Source organism: Amycolatopsis rhabdoformis (genome assembly GCF_035918295.1).
Classification (GTDB): domain Bacteria; phylum Actinomycetota; class Actinomycetes; order Mycobacteriales; family Pseudonocardiaceae; genus Amycolatopsis; species Amycolatopsis rhabdoformis.
In genome coordinates this window covers 3,198,158-3,219,299 of sequence record NZ_CP142149.1, presented here as the reverse complement: position 1 = coordinate 3,219,299, position 21,142 = coordinate 3,198,158, and the positions used below count along the sequence as shown (strand labels likewise).

Annotated in this window: 23 protein-coding genes; 13 read left to right on the top strand and 10 right to left on the bottom strand. The window is 72.5% G+C overall.

All coding sequences use genetic code 11. The features are described from left to right. Positions 1 to 164: 164 nt before the first annotated feature. From VSH64_RS14525 to VSH64_RS14515, 3 genes are all read right to left on the bottom strand, one after another. A complete protein-coding gene (locus tag VSH64_RS14525; protein WP_326836115.1) occupies positions 165 to 1,082 on the bottom strand; it encodes an acetamidase/formamidase family protein in 918 nt (305 codons plus the stop codon). A 15-nt stretch (positions 1,083 to 1,097) separates the two neighbouring features. After that, complete coding sequence (locus tag VSH64_RS14520) at positions 1,098 to 1,247, bottom strand: hypothetical protein (protein WP_326836114.1); 150 nt, start codon at positions 1,245 to 1,247, stop codon at positions 1,098 to 1,100. Positions 1,248 to 1,315: 68 nt separating this feature from the next. After that, positions 1,316 to 2,152, bottom strand: a complete 837-nt coding sequence (locus VSH64_RS14515) for a DUF4436 family protein (RefSeq protein ID WP_326836113.1) — start codon at positions 2,150 to 2,152, stop codon at positions 1,316 to 1,318. Between the two features lie 100 nt (positions 2,153 to 2,252). On the opposite strand from VSH64_RS14515, the gene VSH64_RS14510 reads away from it, so the two are divergent. Genes VSH64_RS14510 through VSH64_RS14500 form a run of 3 tightly spaced genes read left to right on the top strand, consistent with a single transcriptional unit; the run spans position 2,253 to position 4,644 of the window. Further along, the gene (locus tag VSH64_RS14510; RefSeq protein ID WP_326836112.1) at positions 2,253 to 3,311 is read left to right on the top strand and encodes an agarase; all 1,059 of its coding nucleotides are present in this window, start codon (positions 2,253 to 2,255) and stop codon (positions 3,309 to 3,311) included. Continuing rightward, the gene (locus VSH64_RS14505) at positions 3,304 to 3,861 is read left to right on the top strand and encodes a TetR/AcrR family transcriptional regulator (protein ID WP_326836111.1); all 558 of its coding nucleotides are present in this window, start codon (positions 3,304 to 3,306) and stop codon (positions 3,859 to 3,861) included. Before VSH64_RS14510 ends, VSH64_RS14505 begins: the two co-directional genes overlap by 8 nt. 36 nt (positions 3,862 to 3,897) lie before the next feature. Next, entirely contained in the window at positions 3,898 to 4,644 is a 747-nt protein-coding gene (locus tag VSH64_RS14500; protein WP_326836110.1) for a dienelactone hydrolase family protein, read from the top strand. Positions 4,645 to 4,702: 58 nt separating this feature from the next. Here the strand turns inward: VSH64_RS14500 and VSH64_RS14495 are convergent, their stop codons facing one another. Then, positions 4,703 to 4,966 (bottom strand): GlsB/YeaQ/YmgE family stress response membrane protein, encoded by a 264-nt coding sequence (locus VSH64_RS14495; protein ID WP_326836109.1) that lies wholly within the window; start codon positions 4,964 to 4,966, stop codon positions 4,703 to 4,705. Between the two features lie 258 nt (positions 4,967 to 5,224). Between VSH64_RS14495 and VSH64_RS14490 the strand changes: the two genes are divergently transcribed. From VSH64_RS14490 to VSH64_RS14475, 4 genes are all read left to right on the top strand, one after another. Continuing rightward, positions 5,225 to 6,466: an ATP-grasp domain-containing protein gene (locus tag VSH64_RS14490; RefSeq protein ID WP_326836108.1), complete on the top strand. Its 1,242-nt coding sequence runs from the start codon at positions 5,225 to 5,227 to the stop codon at positions 6,464 to 6,466. A 32-nt stretch (positions 6,467 to 6,498) separates the two neighbouring features. After that, the gene (locus tag VSH64_RS14485) at positions 6,499 to 8,517 is read left to right on the top strand and encodes a hypothetical protein (RefSeq protein ID WP_326836107.1); all 2,019 of its coding nucleotides are present in this window, start codon (positions 6,499 to 6,501) and stop codon (positions 8,515 to 8,517) included. Between the two features lie 129 nt (positions 8,518 to 8,646). Further along, a complete protein-coding gene (locus tag VSH64_RS14480) occupies positions 8,647 to 9,222 on the top strand; it encodes a TetR/AcrR family transcriptional regulator (protein WP_326836106.1) in 576 nt (191 codons plus the stop codon). 77 nt (positions 9,223 to 9,299) lie between these two features. Further along, positions 9,300 to 9,896 (top strand): TetR/AcrR family transcriptional regulator, encoded by a 597-nt coding sequence (locus VSH64_RS14475; RefSeq protein WP_326836105.1) that lies wholly within the window; start codon positions 9,300 to 9,302, stop codon positions 9,894 to 9,896. Between the two features lie 30 nt (positions 9,897 to 9,926). Here the strand turns inward: VSH64_RS14475 and VSH64_RS14470 are convergent, their stop codons facing one another. Next, a complete protein-coding gene (locus VSH64_RS14470; protein WP_326836104.1) occupies positions 9,927 to 10,565 on the bottom strand; it encodes a DUF4232 domain-containing protein in 639 nt (212 codons plus the stop codon). 199 nt (positions 10,566 to 10,764) lie between these two features. Here VSH64_RS14470 and VSH64_RS14465 point away from each other — a divergent pair, with 199 nt between their 5' ends. Beyond that, positions 10,765 to 11,136 (top strand): hypothetical protein, encoded by a 372-nt coding sequence (locus tag VSH64_RS14465; RefSeq protein ID WP_326836103.1) that lies wholly within the window; start codon positions 10,765 to 10,767, stop codon positions 11,134 to 11,136. An 11-nt stretch (positions 11,137 to 11,147) separates the two neighbouring features. Further along, a complete protein-coding gene (locus tag VSH64_RS14460) occupies positions 11,148 to 11,801 on the top strand; it encodes a phosphate signaling complex PhoU family protein (protein ID WP_326836102.1) in 654 nt (217 codons plus the stop codon). Between the two features lie 66 nt (positions 11,802 to 11,867). On the opposite strand, the gene VSH64_RS14455 is transcribed toward VSH64_RS14460, so the two are convergent. After that, complete coding sequence (locus VSH64_RS14455; RefSeq protein ID WP_326836101.1) at positions 11,868 to 13,004, bottom strand: serine hydrolase domain-containing protein; 1,137 nt, start codon at positions 13,002 to 13,004, stop codon at positions 11,868 to 11,870. Positions 13,005 to 13,109: 105 nt separating this feature from the next. Between VSH64_RS14455 and VSH64_RS14450 the strand changes: the two genes are divergently transcribed. Beyond that, a complete protein-coding gene (locus VSH64_RS14450) occupies positions 13,110 to 13,949 on the top strand; it encodes an alpha/beta fold hydrolase (RefSeq protein WP_326836100.1) in 840 nt (279 codons plus the stop codon). Between the two features lie 11 nt (positions 13,950 to 13,960). Here the strand turns inward: VSH64_RS14450 and VSH64_RS14445 are convergent, their stop codons facing one another. Together VSH64_RS14445 and VSH64_RS14440 are read right to left on the bottom strand one after the other, a co-directional pair. Then, positions 13,961 to 14,473: a hypothetical protein gene (locus tag VSH64_RS14445; RefSeq protein WP_326836099.1), complete on the bottom strand. Its 513-nt coding sequence runs from the start codon at positions 14,471 to 14,473 to the stop codon at positions 13,961 to 13,963. A gap of 164 nt (positions 14,474 to 14,637) precedes the next feature. Then, positions 14,638 to 15,018 (bottom strand): hypothetical protein, encoded by a 381-nt coding sequence (locus VSH64_RS14440; RefSeq protein ID WP_326836098.1) that lies wholly within the window; start codon positions 15,016 to 15,018, stop codon positions 14,638 to 14,640. Positions 15,019 to 15,078: 60 nt separating this feature from the next. Here VSH64_RS14440 and VSH64_RS14435 point away from each other — a divergent pair, with 60 nt between their 5' ends. Continuing rightward, positions 15,079 to 15,684, top strand: coding sequence for a hypothetical protein (locus VSH64_RS14435; protein ID WP_326836097.1), 606 nt, complete (start codon positions 15,079 to 15,081; stop codon positions 15,682 to 15,684). Between the two features lie 4 nt (positions 15,685 to 15,688). Further along, the gene (locus VSH64_RS14430) at positions 15,689 to 16,828 is read left to right on the top strand and encodes a hypothetical protein (RefSeq protein WP_326836096.1); all 1,140 of its coding nucleotides are present in this window, start codon (positions 15,689 to 15,691) and stop codon (positions 16,826 to 16,828) included. On the opposite strand, the gene VSH64_RS14425 is transcribed toward VSH64_RS14430, so the two are convergent. Further along, positions 16,746 to 17,756 carry a DMT family transporter gene (locus VSH64_RS14425; protein ID WP_326836095.1) on the bottom strand — a complete coding sequence of 337 codons (1,011 nt, stop codon included), beginning with the start codon at positions 17,754 to 17,756 and terminating at the stop codon, positions 16,746 to 16,748. The genes VSH64_RS14430 and VSH64_RS14425 overlap by 83 nt on opposite strands. A 51-nt stretch (positions 17,757 to 17,807) precedes the next feature. Here VSH64_RS14425 and VSH64_RS14420 point away from each other — a divergent pair, with 51 nt between their 5' ends. Continuing rightward, positions 17,808 to 18,734 (top strand): LysR family transcriptional regulator, encoded by a 927-nt coding sequence (locus VSH64_RS14420; protein WP_326836094.1) that lies wholly within the window; start codon positions 17,808 to 17,810, stop codon positions 18,732 to 18,734. Positions 18,735 to 18,798: 64 nt separating this feature from the next. On the opposite strand, the gene VSH64_RS14415 is transcribed toward VSH64_RS14420, so the two are convergent. After that, positions 18,799 to 21,102, bottom strand: a complete 2,304-nt coding sequence (locus VSH64_RS14415; protein ID WP_326836093.1) for a helix-turn-helix transcriptional regulator — start codon at positions 21,100 to 21,102, stop codon at positions 18,799 to 18,801. Between the last annotated feature and the right edge of the window lie 40 nt (positions 21,103 to 21,142).

The following is a 21,142-nucleotide window of genomic DNA, read 5'->3' as shown; positions in this document are numbered from 1 at the left end:
TCCTGACCGGACAAAGAGGATGGCGTCAAGGGTTCCGGACCCTACGGAAGTCTGTTTGTTTTCGACTCGAATTAAGGTCTGATCGCACGAGGGTCACGGATGGACCAGACCAGTGCGGCCCGGGGCAGACCCTCGTGGCCGCGAAGGCAGACTTGCGGGCCAGGTCAGCGGATCGCGCCCTCGGGGAGTAGCGCGTGCACGCCCCAGGTCTGGTTCGCGACCTGGGTCACGCGCAGGTCGACCACCGGGCTGGCCAGCGCCAGCGCGGTCGGGCGGTCGAGGTCGTAGAGGGTCTGCAGCCAGGTGAGCATGGCGCCGAGCGCCTCGGCGGTGGCCTCGTTGAGGTCGGGGTGGAAACCGAACGTGACGCGCCCGGCCGGGGTGTCGGCGTGGATGCCGGGTACGGGCCGGCCGGTGGTCACCGAGACGGTGAGCTCGGTGGTCATCGGGCATTCGATCGCCGTGCCGCCGACCTCGCCGTCGCCCTGGGCCGCGTGCCCGTCTCCGACGAGCAGGTTCGCACCGGGCACCGTCACCGGCAGGTACAGCGTGGAGCCCGCCACGAGCTCGCGGCAGTCGATGTTGCCGCCGCCTTCGGGGCGCGGCGGCACGGTGGAGTGGTCACCGGGCTCGGCCGGCGGCAGGCCGATCACGCCGAGGAACGGTGCCAGCGCGACCGAATGGCCGAGCTGGTTCTTGCCGGTGGTCCCGTCGAGCTCCCACAACAGCTGCCCGCGCGGCCCTTCGGCGACGCCGAGCTTGCGCGCGAGCCAGTTGTCCTTCGACGCCGACACGGTCCAGCCCCAGTCGCCGGGCCGCAGGTCGTCGAGGTGCACGGCGAGCACGGTGCCGGGTTCCGCGCCGCGCACGGCGATCGGGCCGGTGAGGCAGTGGCCGCGGCTCGGGTCGATCATCCGCGGCCGCTGTTCGCCCGGCGTGCGCTGGCGCTCGAGGAACCCGTGGCAGTCCAGCGAGCCGACCACGACCGTGTCGCCGTCGTCGACCGTCAGCACGGGGGCGGTGTCCCGGTTGAAGACGTCGATCGTCGTCTCGGCGGCGGGGTCGAGGTGGTGCCGGGCCATGTGCGCTCCCTGGGGTCAGTGCTCGCCCCGGATCGTCGCACGGCCACGCCGCGACCGGCGCCGCCGAGTGACCAATGCCGCCAGTCGGCCCAGGCGTTCGTCGGCGTCGCGACGGTCGCGGTGCATCTGGTGGTCGAGCTGCCAGGCCAGGTTCGAGGTGATCACGGTGGGCTCCTTCGTCGTCCGGTTGTCGCAGGGACGACCATCCGGCGAGGCCGAAACAGACAGAGCTTTCAGCTTTTGTGGTTTTTCCGTTCCACCACCGCGCCGGCGACCACGGACGCGAACACGCTCAGCGCCACGATCAGCTCGGCCCACAGGAAGGCCGTGTAGTCGAGCAGCGAGCCGATCGGCGGCGAGCCGGGCGCGGCGTTGCGGAAGGAGGCCAGCGCGAACAGCGACGCGGCCATGAACCCGAACGCCGGCCACACCAGGCCCCGCCGCTGCGCGATGAGGTGGCGCGCACCGAGGGCCACCGCCACGGCGATCGCCCACATCGCGAACATCATGAACAGCGCGAAGACCAGCACACTCGTCGCGCGGGTGAAGCGGACCTGCAGGCCGCCGTCGTCGTCGGTCCCGGTCACCGCGACGCTGAAGAGGCTGTCGACCTTGTCCAGTGTGAGCAGCACCGGCACCGGCTTGCCGTCCTGCACGGCGGCGAACTGGATGTGGCTGTCGTACCCGTCGAACGGGTAGTCGGTCACCGCGCCGACGGTGAGCGCGATCGGCAGGTCGGAACTCGCGATGCGCTCGTGGGCGGGGAACGTCTGGTCACCCCGCAGGCTCGAGGAGTTCAACAACGTGAGATCCGCGGCGGGCGCGACCCCGTTGTCCTCCCCGAGCCGCCCGCGCGGCTCCACCAGCACCCGCAACGTGACCTCCCGCGCGACCGCGTCGACCTTCTGCACGGTCGCGTACACGTCGATCCGGTCGGGCACCTCCACGCCGACGGAGTGCCACGTGTCGCCGGCCGTCCGCTCGGCCGAGTGCACCCACAGCCCGGCCCCCGCCGCCAGCCCGATGCCGACCAGGATCGCCGCGGTCCAGGCCGCGCCCTTCCACTTCATTCGGGAAATGGTGGCACCGGCGGCGCCGGATCGCTCCTGGTCTCACGCAGGCGGGTGACCCGGACCGCGGGAGAGACGAACCGGTTCGTATCCTCACCGCATGGCGTTCTTCACGGTGGCCCGGCAACGGCGCTGGACGTTGCGCGGACCGGACGGCGCACCGTTCCCCTCGATCGGCGTCGCCCACGCGCACGACACGAACCTGCGCTATCCGCACAACCAGGACCTCTGGCGGTCGCGCTACGGCGGCTCACGGGCGAAGTGGCTGCGCGACGGCCTGGGCGCGGATCTGCGGGCCTGGGGCTTCACCACGGTCGGCTCCACCGCGGAGTACGTGAGCGGCAGCGGGCTCGGTGTCACGGGCACCGCGGTGGACCTCGGGCACGCCGAGGACCTGCCGGGCGAGGAAGTGGCGGAAGCCGGGCTGCCGTACACGGTGGCGCTGCGCGTGGCGGAGATCGAGGCGTGGAACGGGTTCCCGGCCTACCGGGATCCGCGCTCGCCGGCGTTCGCCGAGTACTGCGACCACCTCGCGCGGACGCTGTGCCGGCCGGAGGATCCGTTGCTGCTGGGCTACTTCCTCGTCGACGGCCCGGCCTGGGCCGGCCACCCGACCGGCGCGAGCTGGCCCGGGCCCCTCGCGGAGACGGCCGAGGCCTACTACGCCACCGTGACCGCGGCGATCCGCCGCCACGACCCGCACCACCTGATCCTCGGCGACCGGTACGGGACGAAAGCCGGCGCTCCGGAGGAAGTTCTCGACGCGGCCGCGAGACACGTCGACGTGCTCTCGGTGCAGACGTTCCCCGCACCGGGCACGCTCGACTCGGCGCTGGCGACGCTTCAGCGCTGGCACGAGCGGACCGGCCTGCCGGTGCTCGTCGCCGACACCGGCAACTGGTGCCCGACCCGGCTCAGCCCGCACCGCACCGGCAGCCGGCGCGATCAGGCCGACCGGGCGGCGGGGTACGTCGAGGCCGCCGAGGCGTTCGCGGCGCTCGACTGGTGCCTCGGCTGGCACTGGTGTGCCTACGTCGAGAACCCGCAGCGCGGCTGGGGCCTGAAGGACCCGTGGGACGAACCGTACGAAGACCTCGTCCGGCCGATCACCGCGACAAACCGGCGGATCGCCGCGAACTGGGCGGCCGATCGTGCCTGACGCCGGCCGCCGCGACCCCGAGGCGCACCGCGCGATCCTCGACGCCGCCTGGGCGCTCACCACCGCGGGCGGCTGGACCGCGGTCAGCGTGGACGCGATCGCCGCGCGCGCCGGTGTGGGCAAACGCACCGTGTACCGCTGGTGGCCCGGCAAGGCGGCCGTGGTGCTCGAAGCGTTCCTCGACCACGCCCGCGCCACGCCGGTGACCACGCGCGCCACCACCGTCGAAGGCCTGCTGCGCGCGCACGCCCGCCACTTCGTGGACCTCTACGTGAACACCGAACTCGGCCGCGTGTTCACCGGCTTGTTCGGTGCCGCACAACAGGATCCCGACCTCGCGGCCCGCCTCGACGAGCACTGGTTCGAGCCCCGCCGCGCGCCCGTCCGCGCGGCGGCGCGCGAGCTCGTGCGTGATGACGCCGACGTCGATCTGCTGCTGGACCTCGTTTTCGCGCCCCTGCACTACCGGTTGCTCACCGGCCGGCGTCCGCTCGACCACGCCTACGCCGACGCCGTCCTGACGGCGGCCCTCACCGGGGTACTAGGTTGAGATCGAGAGCCAGCAAGCTTGATCGACAGGAGTGACATGCGCAAGGAGAAGGTGGACGTCCCGGCGGCCGACGGGGTCGCCGACTCGTACCTGGTCGTTCCGGACGGCGGACCGCACCCCGGGGTGCTGCTGTTCATCGACGCGTTCGGGCTGCGGCCGCGGATCGAGGAGATGGCGGAGCGGATCGCGGAGGCCGGGTACGCCGTGCTCGTGCCGAACCTGCTCTACCGCGGCGGCCGCGCGCCGCAGATCGACGTGGCGGAGCTGGCGGATCCGGAGAAGCGGGGCGAGATCTTCGGCAAGATCATGCCGCAGATCCAGGCGCTGGGCACGGACCGCGCGATCCAGCGCGACGCCGAGAAGTACCTCGACTTCTTCGCCGCGCAGGAAGGCGTCGCGCAGGGGCCGGTCGTGATCACCGGCTACTGCATGGGCGGCACCAACGCGCTGCGCGTGATCGAGGCGTTCCCGGAGCGGGTGAAGGCGATCGCGGCGTTCCACGCCGGCGGGGTGGTCACCGACGGGCCCGACAGCGCGCACCTGGGTGTCGGCTCGATCACCGGCGAGGTGTACTTCGGGCACGCCGACCAGGACCACTCGATGTCGCCCGAGCAGATCAAGACGCTGGAGGCCGCGCTCGACGCCGCCGGCGTCACGTACCGCTCGGAGGTCTACGAGGGCGCGACCCACGGCTACACCATGACCGACACGGCGGCCTACGACGAGGCCGGCGAGAAGCGTCACTGGGAGAACCTGTTCGCGCTGCTGGAGCGCGTGAAGTGACCCCTCGGCGGGGCGGCTCGCGACAAGAACTCGTCAAAACGGGCCGCCCCGCCACCGGTCAGTCCCGGCTGCGGTGGAAGATCAGCCGGTAGGCGATGAGGATGATGATCGCGCCGAGGACGGCCAGGCCCCACGTGCGCAGATCGAAGAACGTGCCCAATTGCACGTGGAACAGCGTCTTGCCGACCCAGCCGCCCACGAAGGCGCCGCCGATGCCGAGCAGGATCGTGATGATGCAGCCGCCGGGGTCCTTGCCCGGCATGAGCGCCTTCGCGATCAGCCCCGCGATCAGGCCCAGCACGATCCAGCTGATGATTCCCATTTCGTTCCTCCCGGCCGCGGTGCGGCGTCTGTTCCGGCGCTGACCGCGCGTTCTTGAGCGAACAGGATGGCAGGCACCCGAACGGGTGGCGCGGCGAGCACGCCGGACGTGACCTGGATCTCAATCCGGAGCCGCGCGAGCACCGTCCACAACGGACACCCGGCCCGCTCGATCGGCGCGACCCCCACTCGTCTGGGACCGTGGAGGGACGACACCGACCTTCGACCCCCACCCACGCGCCGAAAAGAGGAGCGGTTCATGGCACAGCCCGCACCGGTCACCAAGAATCCCGACAAAGGATATCTGGCCGTGCTCGGCTGGAGTCTCAACGCGATCGAAGCACTCGACCGCTTCGACCGCCGCTACGTAGTGGTGGCGCCCGACTGGGCCGAAGAGTACTGCGCCGAACACGAGATCCCTTATGTGCCCTGGAACTTCGAGAGACTCAACGACCGGTCCATGGAGATCGCCGAGACCCTGCAGCAGGAAGGGGTCGACGTCGCCATCCCGCTGTTCGAGGAGACGGTGGAGTGGGCCGGTGCGATCAACTCCGTGCTGATGGACAACCCGCGCCTGTTCGGTCAGGCGATGTTGTTGCGGGACAAGGCGTTGATGAAGCGGCGGGCGCAGCTGGGCGGCATCCGCGTCGGCATCTTCGAGGAGGCCCACGCGCGCGACGACGTGGTGCGGTTCCTCAAGCGCGTGAACCAGACGCTGCTCAAGCTCGACGGCGACCCCAACGACCCGATCCACCTCAAGGCGTTCGACAAGGCCGGCTGCCTCGGCCACCGCGTGATCCGCACGCCCGACGAGATCGACATGATCCCGGACGAGGAGTTCCCGGTGCTGATGGAATCGCACCTCGACGGCTGGGAGTTCGCCGTCGAGGCGTGGATCCACAACGGGAAGATCAAGTTCCTCAACATCTCCGAGTACGTCACGCTCGGGTACTCGGTCTTCGTGCCCGCCACGCCGGAGCTGGAGCGCTACCGGCCGCAGATCACCGCGCAGATCGAGAAGCTCGTGAAGACCTTCGACATCGAGTTCGGGTTCGTGCACCCCGAGTACTTCGTGACCAGTGACGGCGAGATGTACTTCGGCGAGGTCGCCTACCGCCCGCCGGGCTTCAAGGTGTTCGAGCTGCTCGAACGCGCCTACGGCTTCAACGCCTACCAGGCGCTGGCGCTCGCGTTCGACCCGAAGACCACCGAGGAGGAGATCGACGCGTTCTTCCCGAAGGAGGTCGTGGACGCGTCCGGGGTGGCCGGCTGCTTCGGGGTCTACCCTCGGCGGCGGGTCGTGAGCGAGCTGAGGATCCCGGAGGAGACCGAGGACGACGACTACTACGAGTCGCACGACCTCACCGCGCCGCAGGAGGAGACGGTGACCAAGCGCACCGCGTTCGGCACGCACTGGGGACTGCTCTACTTCTTCGGTGACGACGCCTACCGGATGCGCGATCTGCTGAAAAAACAGGAAGAGCTCGACTTCTACGTCTGAGGACCAGACGGGAGAGCCGACCGGGGTACCCAGTGAAACCGAACGACGCCACGGGCGGCACCACGCTCGCCAAGCGAGTCGCTTCGCTCGACGACGCCGTCCAGGCCATGGCCGGGACGCGCGAGTTCGGCAAGCACACGAAGCTGCGCCGGGTTCTCGAAGCGCTGCGGCGCGTGCTCGCGCAGCCCGGCGGTGCCGCCGCGGTGCAGGCCCGCGCGCAGGTGATCGAGGAAGCCGGGGTGTTCCTGGGCACCGACTGGGCCACCCCGGAGATCCTGCTGCCGGCCCTGGTCGGGCCCGGGTTGCACAGCGGCGAAGCGGACACGGTCGTGATCGAGGCCACCAGCGAGCTGCGCATGCTCGCGGTCGCGCTCGGCGAGTACGTGCACCCGACGCTGTCCGCCGAGGACGCGCGGGGCTTCCTGTCGCAGGTGCTCGCGATGAACCTGGAACTGCTGTTCACGCCGCCGACCGAGGCCGAACGTGCGCACGAGGGCCGCACGGCGCAGCTCATCCGCGCGCTGTTCCGCCACGTCGCCGACGGGATCGGCTACGCCACCGTGCTCGACAAGCTGGTGGAGGAGATCTGGCGGATCCTGCGCCAGCGCCCGATCCAGGTCGAGCAGGTGCAGTCTCTGATCACCCGGATCGCCGTGTACCGCGGCGACCCCGACGTGGATCTCGGCCCGAACTCGGGGCAGGGGCTCGACCGGCTCATCACGAGCCTGTTCGGCACCACCGAGGCGTGCCGGGAGGACCCGGGCATCGAGGTGTTCCTGTCCCGGCTCGAGGCGATGGACGCCGGCGCGCTGCAGTACGAGGCGACCGGGTTCGCGCGCGCGATGCACGACACCGGCCTGGTCTCCCCGTACCACGCCGCGCTCCTGCGGTTCGTGCGCCACGAAGGCGACTACCTCGTGGCCGAGGCGCTCGGGCTGTCCGACACCGGGCGCAACTGCCTGCTGCGCTACCGCGACCTGGTGCACGCGCTGATCGAGGAGGCGGTGCGCCCGGAGACCGCGCAGTCCGTGTACGGGCTCGCGCTGATGCTCGACCGCGGCATCCTGCACGAACCGCCGGTGGTGCCGGCGCTGTGGCGGCAGCTGGGCCTGAGCCTCGGTCCCGCGGCGCGCGAACGCCTCACCGCCGTGTTCGGTGCCGAGCCGGACGTGAAGGCGCGGCTCACCGCCGGCGTGCTGTCGATGCTGGGCCTGCCGCTGGGCGTGGGGCAGGGGGACAACCCGACCTGCCAGTCGGCCCGCGCGCTGTCGATGTGGGCCGCCAACGACCCCGACTACCTGCTGCAGATGGTGGTGTGGGCCGCGCGCGACGACGAGATCACCATGCACTTCGAGGGCCAGCCGATCTCCTCGCGCGACAGCGAGGGCGGCGTCGCGCGCAAGCTGCCGGTGGACCTCGACCCGGTGTCGCTGCTCGTGGTGCCCCACCTCGACCGGATCTACGCCGAGATGGGCCGCCGCTGCGTCGACCGGCCCGGCGACCCGCACCGCTGGGTCAACCCGGAGTTCCACGGCTGGTGGGCGTTTCGCGGGTTCCGCATCAACGTCGACGTCGCCACCGGCAAGCTGATCGACCTCGATGACTTCCTGCGCCAGTTCCACGCGAGCTACCACCCGGCGTTCAACGGCGACCAGCCGCTGATCCACCCGCAGCCGGCCGGCGTCGCCGTGACCGACAGCGCGGCCCGCTACGTGGGCTGGCACGCGATCACCATCCTGCGGGTCGCCGCCGACCCGCAGGACGTGATGCGCGTGTACTTCTTCAACCCCAACAACGACAGCGGCCAGGACTGGGGCGACGGCGTGGTCGTGTCCACCGCGGGCAACGGCGAACGCTTCGGCGAGGCCTCGCTGCCGTTCGACCAGTTCGCCTCCCGCCTCTACCTCTTCCACATCGACCCGCTCGAACACGGCGAGCCGGAGAAGGTGCCGGCCGAGGACGTCACCCGGATCGTGGGCTACCTCGAACGCAGCTGGGGCGCCGACCGCCTGTCGCCGGAGAGCCTGCAGGCGGAGCCGTCGGCTCACTGAGCCAGGTAACCGCCGTCGAGTACGGGACCCGGTGCGAACGCGGCTCGGTCGCCGGCTGAGGGCGTGGCATCATGGCGAGACGGAACCGTGTTCCGGCTGTGGTCGTTCGGCGGGCGAGGGAGAGCTGTGGTGGACGAGGAGCCCGCCGTGCGCACGAAGCGGGCGGACGCGCGGCGCAACGAGGAGTCGTTGCTCGGCGCGGCGGCCGCGGTGTTCGTGGCGGCCGGGGTCGACGCGCCGGTGCGGGACATCGCGGCGAAGGCCGGCGTGGGGATGGGCACGATCTACCGGCACTTCCCGACGCGGGCGGACCTGATCGTGGCGGTGTACCGGCACCAGATCGACGCGTGCGCCGAGGCCGGGCCGGTGCTGCTGGCCGAAGGGCCGACGCCGCACGCGGCGCTCGGGCGGTGGATCGAGCTGTTCGTGGACTTCCTCGTGACCAAACACGGGCTCGCGGCCGCGATGCGGTCGGACGAGGCCGGGTTCGAGGCGCTGCACTCGCTGTTCCTGGAGCGGCTCCTGCCGGTGTGTGCGCAGCTGCTCTCGGCCGCGGCCGAGGCCGGGGAGATCCGCGCCGACGTGGCGGCCTACGAGCTGATGCGCGGCGTGGGGAACCTGTGCATCGGCGCGGAGCACGACGAGCACTACGACGCGCGCCGGCTGGTGTCGTTGCTGATCACGGGGCTGCGCCGGCCGCGGTGAGCCGCGCCGCCTGGACCGGCCCCGCGAGCGGCGTTACACTCCGCGCGGCCCGCTCCGGCCGCTGCGGAAAGGTGCAGATGACTGCGTCGACGACGATCCCGCACCGGGAAAAGCTGCTGCGCGAAGGCATGCGCCGGCTCTACGTCCACGGCTTCCACGGCACCACGATCGACGCGATCCTCGAAGGCGCCGGCGTGCCGAAAGGCTCGTTCTACCACCACTTCGGCTCGAAAGAAGCGTTCGCGAAGCAGGTGCTCGCGCGCTACGCGCAGTTCCAGCTCGACCAGCTCGGCGAGTGGAGCGGCCGCGCCGACCTGCCCACCCCGGCCGTGCTGTCCGGCTACTTCCGCGCGATGGCCGACCGGTTCATCGCGTCCGGGCACCGGGACGCCTGCCTCGCGGGCAAGCTCGCCACGGAGCTGTGCGCGGAACACGCGGCGTTCCGCGCACAGCTGGCCGAGGACCTGGGGGTCTGGAAAGGACGGATCGCCGAGCTGCTGCGACAGGGGCAGCGCCGCGGTGACGTGCGCGCCGACCAGCCGGCCGAGCTGCTGGCCGATGCCGTGCTCGCCTTGCTGCAAGGCGCTTTCGTCGTGGCGCTGGCGTCGCATGAGGACACTTCGCTCGCGTCGGTGTGCACGGCGCTGGAGCTGCTGGTCGCCGTCCCCGGCTGAGCCAGTGTCCTCCGTGGACTCGCGGCCGGCTCAGAAGACGAGCACGCCCTGGGCGGCGGGTTGCAGGGTGCCGACCTCCACGGACTTGATCGGGAACTCGGGCACCTGAACGGTGTGCCCGTCCAGGCCGATGAGGTCGATGTTCGCCGTGCCGGTGGTGCCGGGCGGGGTGACCTCGAAGCTGCTCGCCACGAACGCGTCGGAGTCGGCCTTGTCGCCGAGCGTCCACTTCACGCCGGCGAACGCCGTGGTGCCGGGCTTGAGCGTGACGCTCGTGGCGGGCCCGGGGATGTCCACGTTGCGGATCGGGAAGGTGAGAGGCGAGCCGTCGGCGCCGAGGAACCGCAGCTTCGGCGAGCCGTTGAGCGTGATCGTGGTCTTGCCGCGGTTCTCGAGCGTGAGCAGGGCGACGTTCTGATCGGGCTGCAGGGTCAGCTCGGCGTGGAACGAGGCGGCCGCCGGGGCTTTCGCGGACGTCGGGGGAGCCGCGGCGGTGGCCAGGGTGGTGGGCGTGCCGCTCGCCGTGGCCGGCGCGGTGGCGGTGGCGGTGGCGTTGCGGGCGACGAGCGGGTCGGGCGAGGCCGCGCCGCCCGTCGAGCCGCTGCACGCGGTGAGGGACACGGCGAGCGCGGCGAAGGAGACGACGGTGGCCACGGTGGTGACGCGCATGGGGCACGAACCCTTTCTCGAAAGGCCGGGCTTCTCCGCCCGGCTACCGCCCAGCACGGACGCCGGGGAGATCCGGTTCAGCGCAACGGTTTCGCCGGTGCGCGCCCGGCGGCCGCACAGGCCCGATGACCAGGTGCGACGCGCCGGTGGACCAGGGTCGCGAAAAAGTCCGGCGCGGATGCGCCTACGCTCTTCGGCCATGGCGGAACGTGCGCTGTGCCTGGAGCCACTGGAGCTGTCCGGGCGGGAACGGTCGGTCTTGCGGAGCGTCGCGGTCCGCGGGGCGAGGTCGTCGTTGTACTGCGAGCTCGAGGCGGGACACGGCCAGGAGCACGTCGCGGGTGTCCGCGGTGACACCGGCGAGGGTGCGGGCGGCCCCCGGTGGTGGTTGCGGTGGTGGCCGGGTCGGCGCGTGCTGGAAGCCCGCGCCGAGTGCGGCGCGCCGGACGGCGAGGGCGCCGTGTGCCGCGTGCCCGGAGGTCACGAAGGCGGCCACCCGGCCGACCGGCTCGAGGCCGAGCTGGCCGAGCAAGGGCTGGCCGACCCAGCGCACTCGGCCGGACCTCGGTAGAGTCGCGCTTCATGCGCGAAGGCTTCAGGGACGACCTCGACCGGCTCGACGAACGGCTCGCCGGGATGACCGAGGCCGCCGCCGAGGCGATGCGGCTCGCGACCCGGGCGCTGCTCACCGCGGACCTCGCGATCGCCGAGCAGGTCATCGGCGGCGACTCCGCGCTCGACGACCAGCGCGCCGAGTGCGAGGAAGAGGCGTATTCGCTGCTCGCGCTCCAGGCCCCGGTCGCCGGCGACCTGCGGGGCGTGCTCGCGGTCGTGTACTGCGCCGAGAAGATCGAGCGCATGGGCGACCTGGCCGCGCACATCGCCGGCACCGTCCGGCGCAGCCACCCGGCGCGCACCGTGCCCGCCGAGCTGGAACCCGTGTTCAGTGAACTCGGCGACGTCACCGCCGCCATGGCCGACCGCCTCACCCAGTTCATCCGCGGCGGTGGCGTCGAGGGTGGTTACGCGGAGCTGAGCCGTTCCGACGAGACGGTCGACGCGCTGCACGCCAAGGTGCTCGCCACCATCACGTCGGCGAACTGGGCCCACGGCCAGCGCCCGGCCGTGGCGGCCACGCTGCTCACGCGCTTCTACGAACGCTTCGCCGACCAGACCGTTTCGGTCGCGAAGCGCCTGGAGTTCGCCGCGACGGGGGCGTTGCCGGGTTCCCGGTGACACCACGAGGGACCGGGGCCGCGGTTCCGTCCACAGTGGATACCGGCTCGGGTGGAACCGAGAATCTCAGCCGAGACTGGCGCGCACCGCGTTGACGAGGTTCGTGGCCCGCGCGTCGCCGTGGCCGATCATGCGGTTGGCCACGTAGGCGAAGGCGATCGAGTGCTCGTCGTCGCCGAAGGAGAACTGGCCGCCGGCGCCGTCGTTGCCGAAGCTGCGGGCGCCGAGCATCGGGCGGAACGGCGAGTCGAGCAGGAAACCCGAGCCCCAACGGGCGCCGGCGTCGAAACCGAACCAGTCCTGACCCGCCGACACCTCGCGTACCGCGTCGGTCACGGTGGCGGGCGACAGCAGGCGCGGGCCGCCGTCGAGGCCGGTGACGGCAGCGGCGTAGAGGCCGGCGAGCCCGGTCGCCGACGCGGTGGCGCCCGCCCCCGGCAGCTCCATGGTCAGCAGCGCCGGGTCGTTCCAGCCGTGCGGCTCGGTGAGGCCGGGGAACACGAGCGCGCCGTTCATCGTCACGATGCGGGTCAGGAGGTGCTCCGGCGGGGGCATCGGCGGCCGGCCCTCGGCTTCGGACAGCCAAGCGCGCGAAGCCAGCTCGGCTTCCGGCAGCCCGAGCCACGCGCGCAGCCCGAGCGGCTCGCCGACGGTCTCGCGAAAGTACGCGCCCGGCGTCAGTCCGGTGACGCGCCGCACGAGCTCGCCGAGCAGGAACCCGAACACGTGACCGTGGTAGGCGTACGTGGAGTCCGGCTCCCACAACGGTTTCTGCTCTTCGATCGCCTCGATCACCGGCGTCCACCGCGCGATCTCCTCGAACGACACGGTCCGGTCGAGCACCGGCAGGCCGGCCCGGTGCCCGAGCACCTGGCGCGGCGTGATGTCGGCCTTGCCCTCGGCCGCGAACTCGGGCCAGTACTTCGCCACCGGCGCGTCGAGATCCAGCCGGCCTTCCTGCGCGAGCAGGTGCACGCAGAGGCTCACGATCGCCTTGGCGCAGGAGAAAACCGGTACCGCCGTGTCGGATTCCCACGTCCGGCCGGTGCTTTCGTCGGCGACTCCACCCCACAGCTCCACGACCTTGCGGCCGCCGGCGAACACCGTCACCGCCGCGCCCAGTTCGGGGAACTCGGCGAAGTTCCTCGCGAACGCGTCGGCGACCGCGCCGAACCCGTCGTCGGCGTCTCCGTGGTAGGTCACGTCCGTGCTCCCTCGTGCTCGATGCCGCCGCGCACGCTACGGCGGCGGACACGGGCCCGGCCACCGAATTTGCCCGCGCTCACCCGGCGGTGCCAAGATCCGCGCATGCCGACCTTCACCGCACCGGACGGGACCACCCTCGCCTACCGCGAGCTCGGGTCGGGCGAGCCGCTGGTCTGCCTGCCCGGCGGTCCGATGCGCGACGCGGCCTACCTCGGCGAGCTCGGGGAGCTGGCCGCGCACCGCAGGCTGCTCGTGCTCGACCTGCGCGGTACCGGCGGCTCCGCCGAACCCACCGACCCGGACACCTACCGGTGCGACCGGCAGGTCGGCGACGTCGAGGCCCTGCGCGAGCACCTCGGCCTCGACCGGTTCGACCTGCTCGGCCATTCCGCGGGTGGCAGCCTGGCGTTGCTCTACGCCGCCGCGCGGCCCGAGCGGCTCGGCCGCCTCGCGCTCGTGACCCCGAGCGCCCAGTCCGTGGGCCTGCAGCTCACCTCGGACGGCCGCCGGCAGGCGATCGCCCGCCGCGCCGGGCAGCCCTGGTACGCGGCGGTCGCCACCGCCTACGATGCCGTCGCCGCGGGCCGGGCGACGAGCGCCGACTGGGCCGCGCTCGCGCCGCTGTACTACGGCCGCTGGGACGACACCGCGAAAGCCCACCACGCCACGGAATCGGCCCAGCGGCACGCCCGCGCCGCCCGTGGTTACAACGCCGCGGGCGCCTTCGACCCGCCGCGCACGCGCACCGCGCTCGCCGCGGTCACGGCGCCGGTGCTCGTGCTCGCGGGTGAGCACGACTGGATCACCCCGCCCGACGTCGCCACCGCGATGGCGGACCTGTTCCCGGCCGCGCACACCGTGATCCAGGCCGGCGCGAGCCACTACCCGTGGGTGGACGACCCGGCCGCGTTCACCGAGACCGTCGCGAAGTTCCTGACCTGACGGGAGCCCCGTCAGCGCCGCCGCCGCGCGGCCGCCCGCTGCCACTCCTTGTCGCTCACCCGCAGCCCGAACGCCGCCTTCACCTCGGGCCGTTGCAACGGCCGCAGCACCGCCTGGGCCAGCAGCAGCCACAGGAAGATGCCGACCGGCGCCCCGGACCCGCCCGCGTCGCTCGCGATGAGGGTGACGAGACCGCCGATGAGCAGGATCGCGCCGAACCCGAGTTCGACGCAGAACGTCGTCCACCACACCGCCGGCTCGCGGCGGCCGAGCAGCACCGCGCAGACCGCGATCGTCACGGCCAGCGCGGCGTCGAGCGCGGCCAGCGCGAGCACTCCGCCGAGGCCCTCGGCGTCGGCCTCGGACAGGCTGCTCACCAGCACCCAGACGAACACCGACAGCGCGAAGTAAAGAATCGCCTGCGCGCCCATGGCCCACCGCGCCGAGGTGATCGCGCGGCGTACTTCTGCCTCGTCGTACGGGTTCTGGTCGATCGGCTCGGGGAAGGGACTCGGGACGGACATGGCCGGGCACCACCTTTTCGACGGACGGCCACCGATCCCCGGGACGAGGGGATGAGCGGGGCCGGTGGCAGGAACCGGCCCACCGCACCACATCCGGGCGGGACCGGTCCCGGCGCCGCCGATCGGGCATCGGTCAAGAACGGCGGTTCACCGGGCGCGGCGGCTCACTTGTCGGTGGTCTTGCTGCACGTCACCGGTTTGCCGGGCGCCGGCGAGGTCGCCTTCGCGAGCTCGCGCTGCTTGTCCAGCAGGATCCGGCAGGTGAGCGTGGCGGTGCCGGTCGGCGTGGCGGTGACGGTGGCGTCGCGGCCCGCGCTGAGGATCACGTCCTGCTTCCACGGCAGCCCGAGCGGGCCGGTGAGCTGGTGCTGCGACGAGTCGTCCTGGTAGCGGTCCACCGACTCGGAGTAGGTGATGCCGGTCGTGGTGCCTTCGCCGGTGACCTCGTAGCTGATGGCCCACGACTTCCCGGTGGGGTTGGAGCACGCGACGAGACCGAGCAGTGCGGCCGTGGCGACCGCAGCGGAGAGCGCCTTCTTGATCACGCGGCGACTGTACTGGGTGTCCGGTTCGCCCGCCGGGCCGGCGAAGGGCAGGATCGGGGCATGACGGCGTTGACGACGACCAGGCGTTCCCTGCACGGTGTGGCCGAGTTGTTGCTGGCCGGCCCGCAGTTCACCACCTCCGAGCGGATCGAGCTGCGCGTGGCGGGTGCGGGCTTCGCGACCATCGCCGCACCCGCGCTGGCGGTGGAGGGGACCCGGCTGATCACGTCTTCGGGGGCAGCCGACCTGCCCGGCCGCACTTACCGCGAGGTGGCGGCCGAGATCGGGGTCGAGCCGCGCGACCTCGCCGACGTCTACACCGACGGCCCGGCGGTGCGCGCCGACGAGACCATCGAGCTCGACGCCGACGCGGTGGCCACCCTGCTCTCGGCGTTCGTGGCCGGCGACCGGGCGCTGCGGGCGCTGGCTCCGGACGAGACGCCGGTGCTGTGGCCGGAGCACTTCGACGTCGCGATCACGCTCGACGCGGTGAACTACGGGGTCTCACCGGGTGACGGCTTCCTGCCCGAGCCCTACGCCTACGTCGGCCCGCACGAGCCGCGTCACGGCGAGTTCTTCAACGCGCCCTTCGGGGCCGCGCGGCCGGTGCGGGAGCTCGACGACCTGCTGGCGTTCTTCCGCGAAGGCCGGGCGCTCGCGCGGTGAACCCGTGTCGCTGACTTCGGAGCTGGCCGACCCGGCGAGTGTGCTCACGTCGTGGTGCGCCCGGGTGTTCACCGGCACCGCCGCGGTGGCGGCCCAGGTGGAGGCGGCCGTGCAGGACGTGCGCCCGGTCCGCCCGGCCGCGCGCGACGTGCCGCGCCGGCACTGGGCCGAGATCGGTGGCGCGTTCGGCCAGCGCGTGGCGGATCTCGTGCAGCCGGCGCCGCCGTACTACGCGTTGCTGGGGCTCGTCGCGGCCCAGTGGGCCACCGGCACGTGGGCGCACGGGCAGGCTGCCGCGTACCCGACCCACCTGGGCCTGCCCGACGCTTTCCGGGCCCGCGCGCTCGGCGTGCGGCCCGCCGCGACGACGTGGCTGGATCTCGGCGACCAGCTCGGCGGTGCGGTGGCCGAGCCGCCGCCGTGGGTCGCCGAGGCGTTCACGGAGTTCTTCGACCGGGCCCGCGCGTACCAGGGCCGGCACGCGCCGGCGGGCACGCTCGGGCCGCCGGGCGTCGAGGCCGGGCTGGCGCGCACGAACTGGGTGGTGTCGGCGTGCGAGGACGTGTACCGCTCGGGCGGGATCGACCCGCGGCTGGCGCGGATCGTCGACGGCGGTGCGGTGAGCGCCGCGGCGCTGCGCGGGCTGGCGACCGACGGCCAGGTCTCGGAGCTGGCCGAGATCGCGAAGCGGCTGCACGATCGCGGCGCGCTGTGGGAGCTGCGGCGCCGGGCCGGCAACCCGCCCGACGGCGAGCAGCTCGGCCTCGCGGGGCCGACGATCGTGCCCGGCTGGGCCGACGGCGACGTGCTGCTGGGCGCGATCGACCCGGCGGGCGGGATCGGCTCCGGCACCGCGACGCTGCTCGACGTGAAGACCGTGGTCGGCGTGCGCGATCCGGACCGCGTGGGCCGTTGGCTCTGGCAGCTGCTGCTCTACGCGTGGCTCGACGTCGGCGACCTCTACCGGATCCGCGAGGTCGGGTTGCTGCTCGCGCGCCACGGCACCGTGGTGGCGTGGCCGCTGGAGCAGCTGGAGGAGGAGCTGCTCGGCACGCCGGACGTCATCGAGTTCCGTCGCGACGAGGCACGGGGACTGGTGGGGGCGATCCTGGCGTCGGCCGGGCTGGCGTTCCCGGAGAGCTGACCCGCGGCGCGCGGCCGGCGAAGCACACCGCGGCCACCACGACCGCACAGCCGGCCAGCTGCAGCGCGGTCGGCTCCTCGCCGAGCAGCACGATGCCGTACACCACCGCGCCGATCGGCTGCAGCAGCATCAGCACCGACCCGGTGGCCGACGACATGCGCGGCAGCCCGGCGGCGATGAGCAGCCAGCCGACGACCTGGCCCACGAGCGCGAGCGCCACGAGCCAGCCGAACGCGGGCCACCCCGGCGTGAAGTCGAGCCGGTGCGTCGGCACGCCGAGCACCACGGCGACGGCCCCGGCCGAGAGCGTGGCCAGCAGCAGCGAGCGGATCTGCGTGGCGGGGCCGCTGCTGAGCCGGATGAACAGCAGGTAGCACGAATATCCGGCGCCGGCCGCCAGCGCGAACAAGGCGCCGCTGAGCGGATCGCTGCCCACGGCGCTCTTGCCGAGGAACCCGCCGCTGAGCACGATGCCCACGAGCAGCGCGGGGGCCGTGAGCAGGAACCGGCGGCCGGGGCGTTCGGCGAGGAACAGCAGCGCCAGCAGCGGCACGATCACCACCTGCACGCCGAGCAGCACCGTCGCGATCCCGGCGCCGACGCGGGGGATCGACTCGCCCCACAACACGAAGTCGAGGCCGAGACCCAGGCCGCCGAGCAGCGGGAACAGAATTTTCGGCCGCACGCGCGTGCGCCGCCACTCCCAGTGGGCCAGCACGGCGAGCACGGGGATCGAGAACAGGCAGCGCCAGAACGAGCTCGTCGACCCGCTCGCGCCCGACACCTTGATGAACACCGAGGACAACGCGATGCACAGGCTGCCGGCCGCGGCGAGCAGGCGCGGGTCGATCCGTTCGGTGAGAACGGTGAGCGGCCCGGCCGCAGGGGGAGCTCGGTCGTGGTCACCCCTCAAGCCTGCGGTGCGCAACTGTCAAGGACAAGCGAATGTTCCTGAGCGGAATTCGGTAGCATCACTACCGTGTTCAGCTTCGATCGGATGCGCGCCCTGCACGCGGTCGCCCAGCACGGCTCGGTGGCCGCGGCGGCCGCGTCGCTGCACGTGACGCCGTCCGGGGTGTCGCAGCAGCTCGCGAAGCTCGAACGCGAAGCCGGCCAGGCGCTGCTGGAGCCCCGCGGCCGAGGGGTACGCCTCACGCGCGCAGGCCGCGTGCTGGCCGGCCACGCCGGGCGCATCCTGGCCCAGGTGGCCCAGGCGCGCTCGGATCTGGAGCTGCTCAACGAGGAGGTGCTCGGCCCGCTGCGCCTCGGTGCCATCCCGACGACCGTCCACGCGCTCCTGCCGCCCACCCTCGCCACGCTCGCCGCGCAGCACCCGCGCCTGGAGGTGACCCTGCGCGAAGGCGAGGCCGAGCAGACCGTGCCGCAGGTCGTGGCGGGTGACCTCGACGTCGCCGTGGTCGAGATCTGGGCCGACCGCCCCACCGTCCTCCCGCCGACGGTCACCGCCACGGCCCTGTTCTCCGACGTCGCCGACCTGGCGTTGCCGAGCACGCACCGGCTGGCCCACCGTCGGGCGGTCGACCTCGCCGAGGTCGACGACGTGCCGTGGATCGCCTGGACGGCCGGCTCCGGCTGTCACGAATGGCTCCTCCACGTCCTGCGCGCGCAACAGGTGGAACCCCGCATCAGCTGCACGGTCGGCGGTTATCCGACGCAGCTGGCCCTGGTGGCCGGCAACGCGGGCGCGGCACTGGTCCCGCGGCTCGCTCGCGGCACCCCGCCGGCCGGCGTACGCATCCTGACCACCCGCCCCGCGTTGTCGCGCACGATCGTCGCGGTGTGCCGGGTGGGGGAGGAGGAACACGCCGGCATCCAGGCGGCGCTGGACGCGTTGCGCGCCGCGTCGGCCCGGTTCACCACGGGGGCCGCGCAGCCGGTCCGGTGACGAGCGGTCCACGCCCCGGTGTCCACACGCGGCACTTACGCGAGGACAGCGCCGGGAAGCGAGCTCAGCGGCCGCGGCGCCGGGCCAGCCACGGCGGGATCCGGCTGCGCGAACTGAACCCCAGCTTCCCCAGGATGTGGTCCACATGGGACTCCACCGTCCGGCGGCTGATCACCAGGCGCTGCGCGATCTCCTTGTTCGTGAGCCCCTCGGCCACGAGTTCGGCGACCTCGACCTCACGGCTCGTGAGCTCCGGCTCGGAGGTTTCGCGCGGGGCCGGCACTGGTGCGGCGGCCGCGACCGTCTCGCCGAGCAGGTGGGCGATGGCGGCTTCGAAGCCGGTCGCCGCTTCGGCCCCGCGTTTGAAGGCCGTGCGGTAGCGGGCGTCGCCGAGGGTTTCGCGGACGGTGCGCTCGCAGGTCGTGTGTTCGTCGAGCATGCGGCGCAGGCCCAGCATCGGCTTGCCGCCGACCAGCGGCCACGCGCGGTGGGCCACACCGAGGCGTTCGGCAGCCAACTCGGTCCGGCCGGTGGCCGCGGCGGTCCACGCCAGCAGCTCGATCGTCTCGGCGGCCCCGAGGACGTCGTTGAACTGCCGGGCCGTGCGCAGCCCGCGCACGAGTCCTTCCTCCGCGGCGTCGTACTCGCCGAGCAGCCACTGCGCGAGGGAGCGCGAGTACAGCAGGTGGGTGCGGGCGCGCATCTCCCCGTTCGCGTCGCTCGCGGCCAGGCCTTCCTCGGCGAGCGACACGGCGGTGGCCGGATCGCCGCCCCACGCCTCGGACTGCGACACGGTGCCGAGGCTGAGCACCTTGATGCTGATGTGGCCAGGAATCTCGTCGAACCGATCGTTCGCGGCGCGGAACAACGCGGTTGCCGTGCCGAAGTCGCCTTCGAGGAAGTGGCACGCTGCGGTGAGCATCTGCGTGTAGCCGAGCACGATCGGGTCGCCCTCGCGCCGGCCCCACTCCGCGGCCTGGCGGATGAGCGGCCGCGCGGCGGCGGGATCGCCCATCAGGCAGGCGGCGTAGCCGCTGATCCACAACGCGCGGGCGCGATCGCGGCTCGGGTTCGGGTTCGCGGCCAGCGCCCGGGTCAGCCACAGCCGGCCCTCGGTGAGGTGCCCGCAGTGCAGCCAGAAGAAGTGCAGGGTCACCACGAGATCGAGGCCGGCGGCGTGCCGGGCGGGATCACCCAGGTCGTGGTCGAGGGCGGTGCGCAGGTTCGCGTGGTCGCGCAGCACGGTCGCGTAGACCTCGACCTGGTCGTTGCCGGTGTCCCAATCGTGCCGCGCGCGCTCGGCGAGGCGGTGGAAGTACGCGCTGTGCCGGTGGGCCAGCGCGGTCTCGGCATCCGCGTCGAGGAGTTTCTGCCGACCGTACTCGCGGATCGTCTGCAGCAGCCGGAACCGCGTCGGCGCCCTGCCGGCGTCGGTGATCACGATGGACTTGTCCACGAGAGCCGCCACCAGCGCGAGCACGTCGTCGGCTTCGATGTCGCCGTCGGAGCACACCTCCTCGGCCGCGCGCAGGTCGAAGCCGCCGGCGAACACGGAAAGCCGCGTCCACAGCAGCCGCTGACGCGGCGTGCACAGCAGGTAACTCCAGTCGATCGTGCCGGTCAGCGACTTCTGGCGCGCGGGCACCACGGGATTGGGCGTCAGCAACTGGAAGGTGTCGTCGAGCCGGTCGAGCAGCTCGTCGATGGCCAGCGTGCGCAGCCACACCGCGGCCAGCTCGATGGCCAGCGGCAGCCCGTCGAGCCGGCGGCACACCTCTACCACCGTCGACCAGGTGTCGCGGTCGAGCGAGAACCCGGTCGCGACGGCGGCGGCGCGCTCGGTGAACAGCGTCACCGCGTCGAGCCCGACGGCGTCGGCGAGGTCGTGCACCGCCGGCACCGCGAGGGGCGCCACCGGGTACACGCGTTCGCCCTTCACGTTCAGCACGTGCCTGCTGGTGGCGAGGATCCGCAGATCCGGTGCGGCGGCGAGAAGTTCGGTCGCGAGCCGCGCGCACGCTTCGGCGAGGTGCTCGCAGTTGTCGAGCACGAGCAGCAAGCTCTTGTCGCGCAGGTGCTCCACGAGCCGGCCGCGGGACTCCTCACCGATGTCCCGGATGCCGAGCGCGGTGCCGACCGCCTGCCCGAGCAGCGCGGGATCGTGGAGGTCACCCAGCTCGATCAGCCAGACGTCGTCGGGAAACGTGTGCGCCACCTCGCCGGCGACCCGGGCCGCGAGCCGGGTCTTGCCGACGCCGCCGGCTCCGATGAGCGTGACGAGCCGCCCCGCGGCGAGCAGCCGGCGGATCTCGGCCAGCTCCCGTTGCCGGCCGACGAAACTGGTCAGCTCCGCGGGCAGCGTCCCCATCGAGCCCACCTCCACGCGTCGGTGTGAGCCTACGTCGCGG

Excerpts from the sequence above, each read along its gene's own strand:
- VSH64_RS14445 (WP_326836099.1), bottom strand. The coding sequence starts at position 14,473 with ATGTCCGTCCCGAGTCCCTTCCCCGAGCCGATCGACCAGAACCCGTAC.
- VSH64_RS14415 (WP_326836093.1), bottom strand. The coding sequence starts at position 21,102 with ATGGGGACGCTGCCCGCGGAGCTGACCAGTTTCGTCGGCCGGCAACGG.
- VSH64_RS14495 (WP_326836109.1), bottom strand. The coding sequence starts at position 4,966 with ATGGGAATCATCAGCTGGATCGTGCTGGGCCTGATCGCGGGGCTGATC.
- VSH64_RS14460 (WP_326836102.1), top strand. The coding sequence starts at position 11,148 with ATGCGCGAAGGCTTCAGGGACGACCTCGACCGGCTCGACGAACGGCTC.
- VSH64_RS14525 (WP_326836115.1), bottom strand. The coding sequence starts at position 1,082 with ATGGCCCGGCACCACCTCGACCCCGCCGCCGAGACGACGATCGACGTC.
- VSH64_RS14450 (WP_326836100.1), top strand. The coding sequence starts at position 13,110 with ATGCCGACCTTCACCGCACCGGACGGGACCACCCTCGCCTACCGCGAG.
- VSH64_RS14490 (WP_326836108.1), top strand. The coding sequence starts at position 5,225 with ATGGCACAGCCCGCACCGGTCACCAAGAATCCCGACAAAGGATATCTG.
- VSH64_RS14470 (WP_326836104.1), bottom strand. The coding sequence starts at position 10,565 with ATGCGCGTCACCACCGTGGCCACCGTCGTCTCCTTCGCCGCGCTCGCC.
- VSH64_RS14465 (WP_326836103.1), top strand. The coding sequence starts at position 10,765 with ATGGCGGAACGTGCGCTGTGCCTGGAGCCACTGGAGCTGTCCGGGCGG.
- VSH64_RS14435 (WP_326836097.1), top strand. The coding sequence starts at position 15,079 with ATGACGGCGTTGACGACGACCAGGCGTTCCCTGCACGGTGTGGCCGAG.
- VSH64_RS14515 (WP_326836113.1), bottom strand. The coding sequence starts at position 2,152 with ATGAAGTGGAAGGGCGCGGCCTGGACCGCGGCGATCCTGGTCGGCATC.
- VSH64_RS14500 (WP_326836110.1), top strand. The coding sequence starts at position 3,898 with ATGCGCAAGGAGAAGGTGGACGTCCCGGCGGCCGACGGGGTCGCCGAC.
- VSH64_RS14510 (WP_326836112.1), top strand. The coding sequence starts at position 2,253 with ATGGCGTTCTTCACGGTGGCCCGGCAACGGCGCTGGACGTTGCGCGGA.
- VSH64_RS14475 (WP_326836105.1), top strand. The coding sequence starts at position 9,300 with ATGACTGCGTCGACGACGATCCCGCACCGGGAAAAGCTGCTGCGCGAA.